The sequence below is a fragment of the Streptomyces sp. NPDC008150 genome (genome assembly GCF_042956945.1).
Classification (GTDB): Bacteria; Actinomycetota; Actinomycetes; order Streptomycetales; family Streptomycetaceae; genus Streptomyces.
The window spans coordinates 14530-30146 of record NZ_JBIBHJ010000007.1 but is presented as its reverse complement, the minus strand read 5'-3'; the positions used below and the strand labels follow the sequence as shown (position 1 = coordinate 30146).

10 protein-coding genes are annotated in these 15617 nt (G+C 72.9%); 2 read left to right on the top strand and 8 right to left on the bottom strand.

All coding sequences use genetic code 11. From position 1 onward, the window contains the following. Positions 1-7 precede the first annotated feature (7 nt). From ACFZA0_RS18580 to ACFZA0_RS18555, 6 genes are all read right to left on the bottom strand, one after another. Positions 8-592, bottom strand: a complete 585-nt coding sequence (locus ACFZA0_RS18580; protein WP_391017699.1) for a hypothetical protein — start codon at positions 590-592, stop codon at positions 8-10. Then, entirely contained in the window at positions 577-1752 is a 1176-nt protein-coding gene (locus tag ACFZA0_RS18575; RefSeq protein WP_391017696.1) for an AAA family ATPase, read from the bottom strand. Before ACFZA0_RS18575 ends, ACFZA0_RS18580 begins: the two co-directional genes overlap by 16 nt. A gap of 357 nt (positions 1753-2109) precedes the next feature. After that, entirely contained in the window at positions 2110-3234 is a 1125-nt protein-coding gene (gene ald, locus ACFZA0_RS18570) for an alanine dehydrogenase (protein ID WP_391017693.1), read from the bottom strand. A gap of 176 nt (positions 3235-3410) precedes the next feature. Continuing rightward, positions 3411-5645 carry a tetratricopeptide repeat protein gene (locus tag ACFZA0_RS18565; protein WP_391017691.1) on the bottom strand — a complete coding sequence of 745 codons (2235 nt, stop codon included), beginning with the start codon at positions 5643-5645 and terminating at the stop codon, positions 3411-3413. 170 nt (positions 5646-5815) lie between these two features. Continuing rightward, positions 5816-6442 (bottom strand): NUDIX domain-containing protein, encoded by a 627-nt coding sequence (locus tag ACFZA0_RS18560; protein ID WP_391017686.1) that lies wholly within the window; start codon positions 6440-6442, stop codon positions 5816-5818. A gap of 81 nt (positions 6443-6523) precedes the next feature. Further along, entirely contained in the window at positions 6524-8191 is a 1668-nt protein-coding gene (locus ACFZA0_RS18555; RefSeq protein WP_391017683.1) for a CTP synthase, read from the bottom strand. 534 nt (positions 8192-8725) lie between these two features. On the opposite strand from ACFZA0_RS18555, the gene ACFZA0_RS18550 reads away from it, so the two are divergent. Further along, on the top strand, positions 8726-10552 hold the full coding sequence (locus tag ACFZA0_RS18550) for a glycoside hydrolase family 15 protein (RefSeq protein WP_391017680.1): 1827 nt from the start codon (positions 8726-8728) through the stop codon (positions 10550-10552). 72 nt (positions 10553-10624) lie between these two features. Here the strand turns inward: ACFZA0_RS18550 and ACFZA0_RS18545 are convergent, their stop codons facing one another. Then, positions 10625-12004: a hypothetical protein gene (locus ACFZA0_RS18545; protein ID WP_391017677.1), complete on the bottom strand. Its 1380-nt coding sequence runs from the start codon at positions 12002-12004 to the stop codon at positions 10625-10627. A gap of 231 nt (positions 12005-12235) precedes the next feature. Here ACFZA0_RS18545 and ACFZA0_RS18540 point away from each other — a divergent pair, with 231 nt between their 5' ends. Then, positions 12236-13897 (top strand): PucR family transcriptional regulator ligand-binding domain-containing protein, encoded by a 1662-nt coding sequence (locus tag ACFZA0_RS18540; RefSeq protein ID WP_391017674.1) that lies wholly within the window; start codon positions 12236-12238, stop codon positions 13895-13897. Between the two features lie 21 nt (positions 13898-13918). Here the strand turns inward: ACFZA0_RS18540 and ACFZA0_RS18535 are convergent, their stop codons facing one another. Beyond that, positions 13919-15052 (bottom strand): glycosyltransferase, encoded by a 1134-nt coding sequence (locus tag ACFZA0_RS18535; protein WP_391017672.1) that lies wholly within the window; start codon positions 15050-15052, stop codon positions 13919-13921. Positions 15053-15617: the final 565 nt, after the last annotated feature.

Genomic DNA, 15617 nt, shown 5'->3' with positions numbered 1-15617 from the left:
CTATCGCCTACCGTCCGCGGAGCCTGCGTACCAGGATGCTCGCGTCTCCCCGGGATTCCAGGTCGGCCAGGACCACGGCGACCGCCTCGCGGACGATCCGGCCCCGGTCCACGGCCAGCCCGTGCTCGCCGCGCAGGACGAGACGGGCGTGCTCCAGGTCCATCAGCTCCTCGGCGGAGACGTAGACCGTGATCTTCTCGTCGTGCCGTTCCCGGCCGCTGGGCCGCCGGGGGGCGCTGCGGCCCCGCCGGCGTGGCGCCGGGGCGGCAGAACCTTCCTGCTGCTGTCTCCGGGCCGGGTCGGAGCGGGCCGCGCCCGCGATCTTCTCGGCCTCGGCGCTCCGGCTGCGGGGCGCCCCGGGATCGGCCGGCTCGGGGTCGGCCGCGACGTGCTCCGCCCCCTCGCCGTCACCCCCCTGCGCGGGTACCGAGTGCGGCGCGTCCTCCGTGGCGGTCGCGTCGCTCTCCCCCGCGGGGGCCGGCACCCGGGCCTCGCCGTTGGCCGGGCGCCTGGCGGTGGACGACTGAAGTGCCATCCCCCCGGTCGTGCGGAACAGTTCGTCGGCCCCCGGCAGACTCACTCGGCGTGACACCGGGCGAGCACCTCCCTGGCGAGCTGGCGATAGGCGGCCGCCCCGACGGAGTTGGAGGCGTAGGTGGTGATGGGCTCACCGGCGACCGTGGTCTCCGGGAAGCGGACCGTACGGCCGATGACCGTGTGGTAGACGTGATCGTCGAACGCCTCGACCACCCGCGCGAGCACCTCACGGCTGTGCACCGTGCGGGAGTCGTACATCGTGGCGAGGATGCCGTCGAGCTCCAGGTCCGGGTTGAGCCGCTCCTGGACCTTCTCGATGGTCTCGGTGAGCAGCGCGACACCGCGCAGCGCGAAGAACTCGCACTCCAGCGGCACGATCACCTTGTGCGCGGCCGTCAGGGCGTTCACCGTGAGCAGGCCGAGCGAGGGCTGGCAGTCGATGACGATGTAGTCGTAGTCGGGCAGCAGGGGCTTGAGCGCCCGCTGGAGCGTCGACTCGCGGGCGACCTCCGAGACGAGCTGGACCTCGGCCGCGGACAGGTCGATGTTGCTGGGCAGCAGGTCCATGTTGGGGACCGCCGTCTTCAGCAGGACCTCGTCGGCCGCCATGCCCCGCTCCATGAGCAGGTTGTAGACGGTGAGGTCGAGCTCCATCGGGTTGACCCCGAGACCCACGGACAGGGCGCCCTGCGGGTCGAAGTCGACGAGGAGTACCCGTCGTCCGTACTCGGCGAGGGCGGCACCCAGGTTGATGGTCGACGTCGTCTTGCCGACGCCGCCCTTCTGGTTGCACATCGCGATGATCGTCGCGGGACCGTGGTCCGTCAGCGGTCCCGGGATCGGGAAGTACGGGAGCGGCCGGCCCGTGGGGCCGATCCGCTCGCGGCGCTGCCGGGCCGCGTCGGGTGCGAGGGTCGCCGCGTACTCGGGATCGGGCTCGTACTCGGCGTCCGGGTCGTAGAACTGCCCGTCGGGCAGTTCCTCGTAATCGGCGAAGTGACTAGGCGGGGCGCTTCCGTCGCCGGCCATGGCGTTCACGTGATGGCCATCCATGCTCTGGTGTGCTGGGCGAGTCACACCTGCCGGCTGGTGACTCTGATGGGCTGCGAAGGTGCGCACAGCAACAGAGCCGACAGCCTCGAACCCCGCGGGGTCCTGGCTCCGTGCAGGCGTTCCTGGTTGACCACCCCCGGGAGAAAATGTCGACTCATTCACAAGTCGTCTTACCTCCTTGGTGACCAGGAAATTTCTAGACAGGTCAGCGTGGCACCATGCCGACGGTTGGCGACTCTATGGCGTGTCGGGTGTCCGCAGCAACACAATCCGCCGGACCCGGCCCGATGTGTCGGCAATGAAACATGCGGCTGTCAAGGGCGTACGGCCGTCGCACAGGCGGTTTCACCGGTGCGCGAATCGGTTCAAGGGTTACGTTCGCGGCGAGTTGACCGAGTGCCGCAAAGTGACCATACACACACCCGGCCGGACCTTGTCGGGCAAGGTCCGGCCGGGTGCGCGGTGTTGACGAACGTGTTGACGTATCGCCTTTTGGGCGTCGGTGACTTGGCCCGGAGGTCAGGCGAGCAGCGTCTCCAGCTCGACGTGCTCGCGGCCGTGCGCCTCGGCGACCTCCCGGTAAACGACCTTGCCGTCATGGGTGTTGAGGCCCTTGGCCAGCGCGGGGTCGCGGCGCAGCGCCTCCACCCAGCCGCGGTCGGCCAGTTCGACGATGTAGGGCAGCGTCGCGTTGGTGAGCGCGTAGGTCGACGTATTGGGCACCGCGCCGGGCATGTTGGCCACGCAGTAGAAGACCGAGCCGTGCACCGGGAAGGTCGGCTCGGCGTGGGTCGTCGGGCGCGAGTCCTCGAAGCAGCCGCCCTGGTCGATCGCGATGTCGACAAGGACACTTCCCGGCTTCATGCGCGACACGAGCTCGTTGGTGACGAGCTTGGGCGCCTTGGCACCGGGGATGAGCACGGCGCCGATGACGAGGTCGGCCTCGACGCAGGCCTTCTCCAGCTCGAACGCGTTGGAGACCACCGTCTGGATCTTCGTACCGAAGATCTTGTCGGCCTCCTTGAGCTTGTTGATGTCCTTGTCGAGCAGGGTCACGTGGAAGCCCATGCCGATGGCGATCTGCGCGGCGTTCCAGCCGGAGACGCCGCCGCCGATGACGACGGCACGGCCGGCCGCGACGCCGGGGACGCCGCCGGGCAGCACGCCGCGGCCGCCGGCCGCGCGCATCAGGTGGTAGGCGCCGACCTGCGGGGCGAGGCGGCCCGCGACCTCGGACATCGGGGCGAGCAGCGGCAGCGCCCGGCCGGGCAGCTCGACGGTCTCGTAGGCGATGGCGGTGGTGCGGGACTCCAGGAGCGCGTCCGTGCACTCCTTGGAGGCGGCCAGGTGCAGGTAGGTGAAGAGGGTCTGGTCCTTGCGGAGGCGGTGGTACTCCTCGGCGATCGGCTCCTTGACCTTCAGCAGCAGGTCGGACACGGCCCACACCTCGTCGGCGGTGGGGAGGATCTCCGCACCGGCGGCGACGTACTCGGCGTCCGTGATCGAGGACCCGACGCCGGCGCCCTGCTCGACGACGACGTCGTGACCGTGGCGCACCAGTTCGTGCACACCGGCGGGGGTGATGGCCACCCGGAACTCGTTGTTCTTGACCTCGCGGGGAATGCCGACCTTCACGGCGATCACGGTCCTTGGCTCAGAGGGTTGTGAGGACTCGTGTGCCCCGGCAACCGCACGACGTGCGTGTCCGGGGCATCACAGTCATTCCCGTACGCATCGGAGCGCATCGGGAGACACCGCAGGAGAACCGGCGGCAGAGCCAGTCTAATGAAGGACTTCGAGCTGTCTAGCCTTTCATTGCTCTAATCTTCAGCGGATGTACTACGGATTTCGTAGGTGTTAGCGGCTTGTTCCGGGCCGGCGGCCTGGTCCGCGGGCTCCGGCGCCTCGGTTGTGGAGGTCTGCTCGGGCACGGTTCCGGGCGCGGCTCCGGGCTCGCTCCCGTCCGGCGCCTCCGGCGCGGGCACGGCTGCGGATTCCGGCGCGGACCCGGCCGCGGGCCCGGGTGCGGGCGCCGGAACGGGTGCGGTCGCCGGGGCGATCTCGTCACCGAGCATGCGTTCGGCCGCCTGCCGGTGCAGCCCCGCGGCGGCCGGGTCGCCGAGGTGGTCGAGGGTGTCGGCCAGGCGCAGCTGAAGGGCCGCCTGGAGCCGTACGTCGTCCGCGCGGCGCGCCTGGTCGGCGGCCTCCTGGCAGGTGCGCAGCGACTCCTCGGGCCGTCCCGCGTACTCCTGGACGCGTGCCAGTTCGCTCAACGCCCTTGCCTGGGCGGCGAGATCACCGGTCTTGCGGTAACCGGCAACGGCGGCACGCCAGTTGCGCTGCGCCTCGCCGTAGCGGCCCGCGTAGGTGTGGGCGGTGCCGATGCGTCCGTACAGCCGCGCGGCGTCCTCGCGCTCGTCGCGGGCCTGCCGCTGCGCGAGGGCGCGGCCGAACCAGTCGGCGGCCCGGTCGTGGTCCCCCAGCTCCTGGTACGCGCCGCCTACGGATTCCATCGCGCGGCCGGTCGCGTACGGGTCGTTCGCCTCGCGTCCGGCGTCCAGCGCGGCCCGGTAACGGGTCAGCGCGTCCGCCGTCCGGCCCGTGCGGGCGTCGACGTCGGCCAGGTTCAGCAGGGCGGCGGCCTTCTCGCGGTGCAGTCCGCGCCGCTCCGCGACGTCCAGGACGAGCTGGTGCAGGCCGTAGAGGTCGGGGGCGGCGGCCTGGGTGCCGAAGTGCGCCACGAGCGCCCGTACGAGCTGTGACATCAGCCGGCGGGCCAGCGTGTCCAGCTCGCCGTCGGCGACCGCGAGGCGGGCGGCGGCCAGCAGGGCGGGCCGCCGCACGGTGAGCCACTCGGCGGCGGCGCGCGGGTTCGGGAAGCGCAGCGCCCGGGGCAGCCCGAGCAGCTTCTCGCGGGCCTGCGGGCTGTCGGTCTCGGTGATGGCCCGGCACGACTGGAGCAGCCGCACGGTGCGCTCCAGCATGCGGGCACGGGCGAGCTGGAGCTCGGCGGGCTTGTCGTGGGTGTCCGCGAGGGCCCTGAGCAGTGGGTGCAGCCAGCCGGGCACCTCGTACTGCGGCAGCGGCGACTCCACCGGCCGCAGCAGCCCCAGCGCGACGAAGTCGTCCAGGGTGGTGCGCGCGCCGTTGACGGAGGACCCGGCGAGCGCGGAGGCCGTGTGCGGGTCCACGAGGCCGGCCGGGGCCAGGCACAGCAGCCGCAGCATCCGGGCGGCGGCCGAGGGCAGCGAGGCGTACACGAGGCCGAGGACGCGCGCCACGGGGGCGTCCTCGTCGCCCGCGGCGCGCAGATGCTTGGCGAGGTCGGCGACGGCGGCCTTGGGGCGGGCGGCGAGCCAGCCGCCGGCCATCACGAGGGCCGCGGGCTGGGCCCGGCACTCCTCCACGAGCCCCTCGGCGGCACGCGGGTCCACGGTGATGCGCACGGACCCGGTGCGCCGGCTCAGCAGCTCCACGGCGGACTTGGTGTCGAGGCCGCCCAGGGTGCAGGGGCGGACGTCGGCGATGCCGGTGAGCGGGCCCCCGGCGACGGCGACGACGAGGCTGTCGGGGCTGTCCGGCAGCAGCGCGTCGACCTGCTCGGCGTCGGCGGCGTCGTCGAGCAGCAGCAGGACGCGGCGGCCGGCCAGGGCGGTGCGCAGGGCCTCGGTCAGGTCGTCCTCGGCGGCGCCCGCGGGGGGCGGCGCGCCGAGGGCGGCCAGCAGGTCGCGGGCCGCGCGGGAGACGGGGACGGGCGTGCCGTCGGGCTCGCCGAGCCGGGCCCGCAGCACGCCGTCCTCGTAACGTTCCGCGACCTGCCGGACGAGTTCCTCGGCGAGCGCGGTGCGGCCGGAACCGTGTTTGCCCGCGACGAGCAGGACGCGTGCGCGGGGCGCCTTGCGGCCGGAGATGGTGTCGAGGCCCGCGCGCTCGATGTCGGCGCGCAGCTCCTTCAACTCCCTTGTCCGGCCCAGGAACTGACTGTCCGTTGCCACGGTGCTCCGATCGTGGCCCGACAGCTTCACGCCACCTGTGTCCACCGCCTGATCCGTCACGGGCCACACTCCCGTCCCACCGAACGCGCAAGCCCGCCGGGACTCCGGTACGGGCGTTTGCAGAGCCTAGTTCACGCTCTGCGACGATCCGGGAGGAGCGCGGCGGACACGTCCCCCGATCGGATCAGCCGATCTTCACACCGGGACTGCGCGGACGGGAACGGGGGTGCCTACGCGGTGAAGGGCCGGGCGGGCCACGGCGCGTCGGCCGGGCGCAGGCTGTCCACGCCGTCGCCCGCGCGCGCGGCGGCCAGCGCGAGCGCGCCCACCACCAGGCAGTTGTTGTGCAGCTCCCCGGCGAGGGCGCCGCGGACCAGCTCGGCGAGCGGCACGCGCGCGTACTCCATGTCCGCCTCCTCGTCCTCGACCGCGAAACGCTCGCCGTCGGCCTCGGACAGGTCCCGGGCGAGGAAGATCCGTACGGCCTCGTCGCAGCCGCCGGGGGTGGTGTAGACGTCGGTCAGCACCCGCCAGTCCTCGGCCTTGACGTGGGCCTCCTCGTACAGCTCCCGCTGGACCGCGTGCAGCGGGTTCTCCCCGGGCACGTCGAGCAGCCCGGCCGGGATCTCCCAGAGCTTGTGGCGCACCGGGTGGCGGTACTGGCGGATGACCAGGACCCGGTCCTCGTCGTCGAGGGCGAGCACGGCCACCGAGCCGGGGTGCACCTGGTAGTCGCGGTGGACCACGGACCCGTTCGGCATGACCACGTCGTCGGTACGGACGGAGGTCTTGTTCCCGGTGAACGGGGTGGCGGTCGCGCGGACCTCCCACTCCTCGGGGGTGTCCTTGATGGTCATGCCCTGTCCTTCCACACGTGCACGGAAAACGGGGTGCGTGCCCTCTCGGACACGCACCCCGGCAACCGTACAACCGTCGTGCTACTTGCCGTTCTTCCGCTCCACGGCTGCCTTGGCCAGGCCCGCGAACAGCGGGTGCGGGCGGGTCGGGCGCGAGCGCAGCTCCGGGTGCGCCTGCGTGGCGACCAGGTAGGGGTGGACCTCGCGCGGGTACTCGACGTACTCGACGAGCTTGCCGTCCGGGGAGGTGCCGGAGAAGACCAGGCCGGCCTTCTTCTCCAGCTCCGCGCGGTAGGCGTTGTTCACCTCGTAGCGGTGGCGGTGGCGCTCCTCGACGTACTCCTTGCCGTCGTACACCTCGCGCACGACGGAGCCCTCGGACAGCTTCGCCGGGTACATGCCCAGCCTCATGGTGCCGCCCATGTCGCCCTCGCCGGCGACGATGTCGAGCTGCTCGGCCATCGTGGAGATCACCGGGTGCGCGGTGGCCGCGTCGAACTCGGTGGAGTTGGCGTCCGCGACACCCGCGAGGTTGCGCGCCGCCTCGACCACGATGCACTGCAGGCCCAGGCACAGGCCGAGCAGGGGCACGCGGTTCTCGCGGGCGTACTGGATCGCGCCGACCTTGCCGGCCACACCGCGGTCGCCGAAGCCGCCCGGGATGCAGATCCCGTCGACGTCGGCGAGCTGCTTGGCGGCACCCGCGGGGGTGCGGCAGTCGTCCGACGTGACCCACTTGATCTTGACGCGGGCCTTGTTGGCGAAGCCGCCCGCGCGCAGCGCCTCGGTGACCGAGAGGTAGGCGTCGGGCAGGTCGATGTACTTGCCGACCAGGGCGAGGGTGATCTCGTGGTCGGGGTTGTGCACGCGGTCGAGCAGGTCGTCCCACGTCGTCCAGTCGACGTCGCGGAACGGCAGGTCGAGCTTGCGCACGACGTACGCGTCGAGGCCCTCGGAGTGCACGACCTTCGGGATGTCGTAGATGGAGCGGGCGTCGGGGCAGGCCACCACGGCGGCCTCGTCGACGTCGCACATCAGCGAGATCTTGCGCTTGATCGCGGTCGGCACCTCGCGGTCGCAGCGCAGCACGATCGCGTCCGGCTGGACACCGATGCTGCGCAGGGCGGCCACCGAGTGCTGGGTCGGCTTGGTCTTCAGCTCGCCGGAGGGGCCGATGTAGGGCAGCAGCGAGATGTGCACGACGAAGACGTTGTCGCGGCCGACCTCGTGGCGGACCTGGCGGACGGTCTCCAGGAACGGCAGCGACTCGATGTCGCCGACCGTGCCGCCGACCTCGGTGATCACCACGTCGACCTCGTCCGACGCCATGCGCCGGATGCGGTGCTTGATCTCGTTGGTGATGTGCGGGATGACCTGGACGGTGTCGCCCAGGTACTCGCCGCGGCGCTCCTTGGCGATCACCGTCGAGTAGACCTGGCCGGTGGTGACGTTGGCCGAGCCGTCGAGGTCGCGGTCGAGGAAGCGCTCGTAGTGGCCGATGTCCAGGTCGGTCTCGGCGCCGTCGTTGGTGACGAAGACCTCACCGTGCTGGAAGGGGTTCATCGTGCCGGGGTCGACGTTCAGGTACGGGTCGAGCTTCTGCATGACCACGCGCAGGCCCCGTGCCTTGAGCAGCATGCCCAGGCTGGAGGCGGTGAGCCCCTTGCCGAGGGAGGAGGCGACACCCCCGGTGACGAAGATGTGCTTGGTCGTCGTGGCGTTGCTGTTTCGGAAAGCAGCGGGCGGCATGGCCAAGAGGGGGCTCCCGTGGTCGCGGTTCTGGGGTGCGTTGCGGCTGCCGGACCGGAGAACTCCGGTGGCGCCGTCGCTGCGGTTCGGGGGTTTCGGGCCCACCGGTCCACGGGCTACCAGGGTATCAGCGCTGGCGGGCGGCGGCTCCCGGCCACGCTCCGCGCACGCGTCGACACCGGCACGCACCGATCACCTGCCCCTCACGACAACCTCACCCGTTCGGCGGATGCGCGTTGCCCGGAGCGGCACACAGATCATCTACGTGCGTCGTATCCTGCTCGGACACTCGCTGCCGAGCCCGACGGAAATCACGGCACCACCCCCGCCCGTGCCCGCCGGAACATCAATGGCCCGCCAGCCCGTTGTCCCGAGACCGTCGTTTTGCGTCACAGCCCAGCGGCTGTTTTGCTGCACCACTCAAGCGACACTCAGCAGAACCCAAAGCGACGCACGCAAACACTGCAAGACACAACGACGACGCATCGCACGAAATCCCTTGACCGCACTAGCGACAGCCCCCGCGGGGGCGACGTGGCCGTTCGACTGGAGTTGCACGTGGCCGGGCGCATCGAAGACTACGCACTCATCGGAGACATGCAGACCGCAGCACTGGTCTGCCGGGACGGCACAGTCGACTGGCTGTGCCTGCCCCGCTTCGACTCGCATGCCATCTTCGCCGGCCTGCTGGGCACCGAGGAACACGGTTTCTGGCGCATCGGCCCGGCGCACGCGGCGGACACCGAGCCGCCCACCGCGGCCCGGCGCCGCTACCGGGGCGACTCGCTGATCCTGGAGTCGGAGTGGGACACCCCGCGCGGCACGGTCCGTGTGACCGACTTCATGCCGCCGCGCGACGGCGCCCCGCAGCTCATCCGGATCGTGGAGGGCGTCTCGGGCCGGGTGCCCATGCGCTCCGCGCTGCGGATGCGCTTCTCGTACGGCCGGATCGTGCCGTGGGTGCACCGGCGCGACGGGCGCACGGTCGGCGTCGCCGGCCCGGACTCCGTGTGGTTCGACACGTCCGCGGACACCTACGGCAAGGCGCTCACCACGTACGCGGACTTCACGGTCGGCCCCGGTGACCGCATCGCGTTCACCGTGTCGTGGCAGGCCTCGCACCGCGAGCCGCCCGCGCTGCCGGAGCCGGAGCAGTCCCTGGAGCTGACCGAGGAGTTCTGGCGGGAGTGGGTCGGGCACTGTACGTACCACGGCCCCTACCGCGAGGCCGTGGTCCGCTCGCTGATCACCCTGAAGGCGCTGACGTACGCGCCGACCGGTGGCATCGTCGCCGCGCCGACCACGTCCCTGCCCGAGGAGATCGGCGGCGTCCGCAACTGGGACTACCGCTACACCTGGCTGCGGGACGCGGCGATCACCCTCTCCTCGCTGCTGCGCACCGGCTACCGCGAGGAGGCCCGCGCCTGGCGCGAGTGGCTGCTGCGGGCCGTGGCCGGCGACCCGGAGAACCTCCAGATCATGTACGGCATCGCCGGTGAGCGCGAGCTCGGCGAGGCCGAGCTGGACTGGCTGCCCGGCTACGAGAACTCCGCGCCGGTACGGGTCGGCAACGGCGCCGCACACCAGCTCCAGCTCGACGTGTACGGCGAGGTCACCGAGGCGCTGCACCTGGCGCACATGACGGGCCTGGCCCGCAACGACTACGCCTCCCTTCTCCAGCTCAAGCTGATCCGCTACCTGGAGGACCACTGGGACGAGCCGGACGAGGGCATCTGGGAGGTGCGCGGTCCGCGCCGCCACTTCGTGCACTCGAAGGTGATGGCGTGGGTCGCGGTCGACCGCACCATCAAGCTCATCGAGTCCGGGGACGCGGACGGCCCGCTGGAGCGCTGGCGCGACCTGCGCGACGACATCCACCGGGACGTCTGCGAGCACGGCTACGACAAGGAACGCAACACCTTCACGCAGTCGTACGGCTCCAAGGAGCTGGACGCCTCGCTGCTGCTGATCCCCCAGATGGGATTCCTGCCGCCCGACGACAAGCGCGTCATCGGCACCATCGAGGCGATCCAGCGCGAGCTGTCGACGCCGGACGGGTTCATCCTGCGCTATCCGACCGACGGCGAGGCCGAGGGCGTCGACGGGCTCCCCGGCGACGAGGGCGCGTTCCTGGCCTGCTCGTTCTGGATGGCGGACGACCTCGCGATGATCGGCCGGGTCGACGAGGCCCGCCGCCTGTTCGAGAAGCTGCTCTCGCTCCGCAACGACCTGGGCCTGCTCGCCGAGGAGTGGGACGCGGTCAACCAGCGCCAGGTGGGCAACTTCCCGCAGGCGTTCAGCCACGTCCCGCTGATCGACACGGCCCTGCGGCTGACCGCCTCGGGGGCGTACGGGGGCTGACCCTCCGTACGGCCCCGGCGACGCCCCGGCGGGTTCCCCGGAACCGGCCGGGGCGTCGCCGTGCGCCGGCCCCTACGGGAGGGCGGTCGGGACGGCCATCGCCAGCAGCTGCCCGCTGACGACGTTCCGCAGGGCCTGCTCCCCGAGCAGCCAGCGCAGGACGACCGCCAGCACCTGGGGGTCCGACGTCAGGAGCGTCTTGGCGCCCTGCGGGGAGACGAGCAGTTGCAGCGTGGTGGACAGCACCTCGGTCGGGCAGAAGCCGCCGTAGGTCTTCGCCGCGTAGCTGCCGGTGGTGCTGGAGCGGGCGGGATACGCGGGCATCACGGCCCGGTAGGCGCACTCGGCGGCGACCTCGGGGTCGGGGTCCTTCGGGTACAGGGCCAGCAGGGTGCCGCCGCCCGCCGCCGCGTGCCGGGCGTGCAGCAGCCGCACGATGTCGAGCCAGCACCCCACGGGCAGGACGTTCTCGACGACGTGTCCGACCTCGTGCGCCACCACGTCCGGCCGGTCGTGCTGGCCGATGGTGATCGTGACGTCGCCGGCGTCGTTGTAGGCGCGGATGTTGCTGTCCCTGCCGAGGGCCTTGTGGACGGTGAAGCGGGGCAGCGGAAGGTACTGGTGGACCGCGGGACCGCAGAGGTTGCTGACGGCGTGCAGGGCCGTCCTGATGCTCCGTACGGTCTCCGGCACGGCCTTCTCGACCACGAGGCTGGACTTCTCGGTGTCGAGGTCGGACTCGGCGGTGTCGACCAGCGGTTCCGTCGACCACCGGGCCCTGACCCCGGGCTGCAACGGCACCTTCGCGGCCCCCTCCAGCGCGGTGCCGACCGCGTCCAGTTTCCGCAGGGCGTCGGCGAGCGCCTCCCCTGCCTGCTGGGTCAGCACCGGCCGGAAGGCGGGCGACTGGGGGTGGTCCGCCAGGTAGGCCAGGCCCAGCGCGTCCTGGTTGCCCTGCGCGGTGAAGGCGGCCAGCGTGTCGAACCGCTTGAACAGCGCGACGACCGCGTCCTCCGGGCGCAGCACCAGCGGCGCGGTGTACCAGGCGTCGACCAGCGGCCCGAGCAGCGCGTCGACCGGCCCGTACACGACGGGCGCGATCTGGGCCATGCCGCGGGTGCCGTAGAGCGGGTCGTGCGGGTCGACGGCGGCCAGGGCGCAGCCGGGCAGCTTGGAGTGGAGCACGAAGACGTCCTGGGTCCTCGCCAGTTCGTTGGCCAGGAAGTACCGGACGGCCTGCTGGAACACCTCCTGGTCGTCGGCGAGCGCGTTCGGGTGGGCGGGAGGAGGTCCCGCCACGGCGGCCCGCAGGGCGGCCACGAGCGGCTGGAACAGTTCGGCCGGGTCCGGCAGGTGCCGGCCGTCGAGGCGGCTGCGGATCCGCCGGTCGACCTGGCCCACCAGGTCGGGCGGGTGGTCGCCGGGCGCGTACGCGTTCCTGGGATGCGGCATGCGGAGTCCCCCTGACTCGTGGCGGAGCCGTGCGGCTCGCCGTCCGCCGCCCCGCGTCCTGCGCATCGACAGTAGGTCCGGCGGGGGTCCGGGTCGAGTGGTTCGCCCGGATCTGTTTCACCAAGACACGAATTAGCGGTACACGTCGCCAAAGGAGGGCCGCACACCGTTGGTCCGGTATTGGCCGGGCGAAGGTGCCGTCGCGGCCGGTGTCCGGGTAGCGTCCGCCGCATGGACAGCGGTACAGCGGGCGGATTCGGCTCCCGGGGCGCCCAGGGCGCCGGCATCACGGTGCAGCGCGCCCTCGAACTGCCCGGACTGCGCAGCGGGCTGCCGGAGGTCCTGGCCGGCGGCGACCGGCTCCAGCGGACGGTGCGCTGGGTGCACGCGGGCGAGGTGCCCAACATCGCCTCGCTGCTCAAGGGCGGCGAGCTGCTGCTGACCACCGGGTACGGGCTCGGCACCCGCCCCGCCGAGCAGCGGGCGTTCGTCCGCACCCTCGCCGAGCGGGGCATCGCCGCCCTCGTCGTCGAGCTGGGCCCGCGCTTCGCGCGGCTGCCCGACGCCCTGGTCGAGGCCGCGCGCAACGCGGGGCTGCCGCTGATGCAGCTGCACCGCGAGGTGCCGTTCGTGGCCGTGACGGAGGAGATCCACACCGAGATCGTCAACGGGCACTACGCGCTGCTCCAGCGGGCCGAGGAGGTGCACCGCCGGTGCACCCAGGCACTGCTCGGCGGGGGCGGGGTCCCGCAGGTGCTGGCGATCCTGGCGGACTTCAGCGACAACCCGGTGTTCCTGGAGACACCCGAGGGCCAGCTCCTGTACGCGGCGGGCGCCGGGCCCGAGGGCGCCGACCCGCTCCAGGTGTGGGAGGGGCTGCGCGGCCAGCACAAGGACGGCCGCCCGCCTGCCGGAACGGTCCTGGTGGACGTGCCGGGCGGCGGCCCCGGCAGCAGCTCGGTACGGGCCCGGCTCGCCCTGCTCCCGGTGCGCGGCCCCCTCGCGCCCGTGCACCGGATGGCCGCGGAGCGGGCCGCGGGCATCCTCGCCGTGGTCCTGATGCAGGCCCGCCAGGACGAGGAGCTGGCGGCGCGCGGCCGGGGCGACTTCCTCACCGACCTCGCCGAGGGACGCGTCGCCCCCGAGGACGCGCCCGCCCAGGCCCGCGTCCTCGGCTTCAAGCCCGGCAACAGCGCTCTGCTGCCGGTGGTGATGCGCGTGGACGACGCGCTGTCGTCGCCCGGCGGCGGCAGCGGCTGGGCGGTGCTCGCCCGCGCCGTCTCGGAGGAGCTGGCGCTGCTGGGCGCGCCCGTGCTGCTGGGCGTGCGGCCCGTGGAGGGCCGGGTTCCGCTGCTGCTCGGGCTCCGCTCGGAAGCCGAGCGCGCCCAGGTCGCCGACCGGGTCGCGGCGGCGCTGCGGGCGGGCGTGGAACGCGCCGGGATGCTGCTGCCGGGCAACAGGCCGCCGGTCGTGGTGGTCGGCGCGGCCGGCGGCTGGACCGCCGCGTCGGCGGGGCTGCGGCACGCCGCCGAGGCCGCGGGCGCCGCACAGGGCCTGACCGGGCAGCCCTGGTACGACGCCCGGCGCCTCGACATCGACCTGCTGCTGTGGCGGCTGCGCGACCACCCCGACCTCGCCGCGTTCGTGGACCGGGCCATCGGCCCGCTGCGCGAGCACGACGACCGGTCGCGCCCGCCGCTGCTGCCGACGCTGGAGACCTATCTGGCGCACGCGGGCCGCAAGGCCGAGACGGCCCGCGAACTGCACCTGAACCGGCAGACGTTGTACAACCGCCTCGCCCGCATAGGGGAGTTGCTGGGCACCGACCTCGACGACCCGCAGACGGTACTGGCGTTGAGCCTGGCGCTGCGCGCCCGTCGGCACCTGCCGTAGCGCGGGTGGCGACTCGGCGGATCAGACCAGCAGGCGCGGTTCGGTCAACTCGTCGTAGATGCTGAGCACTTGCGCGACGGTGTCGTCCTCGGTCGGCCAGGTGGCCGCCTGCCGCACCCCGCGCTCGCCGAGGAGCCGGCGGCGCTCCGGGTCGCCGAGCAGCCGTACGACGGCGTCCCCGAACGCGTCCGCGTCCTCGTGCGGCACCAGTTCGGCCGCGTCGCCCACGAGTTCGGGAACCGCGCCCGCGCCGACCGCGACCAGCGGCACCCCCGCGTGCAGTGCCTCCTGCGCCAGCGGGGAGCGGGACTCCGGTCCGCCCGGCAGCAGCGCCAGGTCGGCGGCGACGAGGAGGTCGCCGACGTCGTCGCGCCGCCCCACCAGCCGAACGGGCAGCCCCTCGTCCTCGATCCGCCGCTGGAACTCGCCCCGCAGCGGCCCCTCTCCCGCGATCACCAGCAGCGGCACGGTCTCCAGCCGCCGCCAGGAACGCGAGGCGTCGAGCAGCATGCCGTAGCCGCGGAAGCGGTCGAGGGATCCCACCGCGACGAGCAACGGGCGCTCGGTGACGCCGAGTTCGGCACGGAACTTCGGGCGCAGCCGCAGCCGTTCGTCCCGGTCGGTGTCGCGCCGGGCCGGCAGCGCGACGGCGGACAGCCGGGCGTCGCGGGCGCCCCGGCCGCGGGCGCGGTCCACGAGGTCGGACGTGGTGCCGAGCACGACGGACGCGGCCTTCACCGCACGCCGCTCGAGCAGCCGCAGCAGATGGGCCCGCGCGCCCTCGGCACGGGCGTGGTTGTGCCAGGTGACGACGAGCGGGGTGGACCGGCCGCTGAGCGCGAGCGCGGTCCGGAAGGAGGCGTGCAGCCCGTGCGCGTGCACCAGGTCCGCCCCGGCGCAGGCGGCGCGCAGCGCGGCCACCGCGCCGGGGTCGCTGCTGCGGGGAACGGGCACGTGTTCCGCGCCGGTGGCGGTGAAGTCGTAGGCCTGGTCCGCCTCCGGCGGCGCGCACACGGTGACCCGGACACCCCGCGCGACGAGCCCGGCGGCCAGCGAGCGCACGTGGGCGCTGCTGCCGGCGTTGCCGCCGCCGAGCACCTGGACCGTGCGCAGCGGCGTCTGGCCGTGCGGTGCGTGGCTGCTCACGGGGGTCACGGGGCCGGGGCTCCTGGAAAGGCAAGGGGCGGTCACGAGGAAACCTACAGAAGGTATCGGGTGCGGGGCCGCACCGGGCGTTTCCCATGGATGCTGCGTACGGCTTGACGCCTCAAGGATGCCAGGCCGTACGGGTGTTCCGGCAACCTCCGAGGTCGCGGGGCCGCGTGAGGTCGGAGTCCGGGAGCGGTACGGGTCCCCCGTAAGAGTGACGGTGTTCGAGGCGCCGCCCGAACCGGCGCGCGGTCCGGCACGGGGCGCGGGCCGCCCGGCGCTCCCGGTGCGACGGGAGCACGGCGAGGTCGGCGGGCCACGGGCCGGCCCCCTCCGCCGACCGGCCCGAGGGCCGCCTCAGCACCGGTCGCACGTCATCAACAGACGCCCGGAACAGGGCACTTCGAAGCGGACCCACGACAACTCCCGCCCTCCACCGGTCGACCCGCGAACGACGCACGAACGCCGGATTCCCCGCCCCCCGCCCGGCATGCCCCCGGCGCGGGGCGGGCGCTGCCACCGGCCGGGTGCCGGGGCCGAGTTGACCGCACCGCGGCGGTACCCGGGGTAC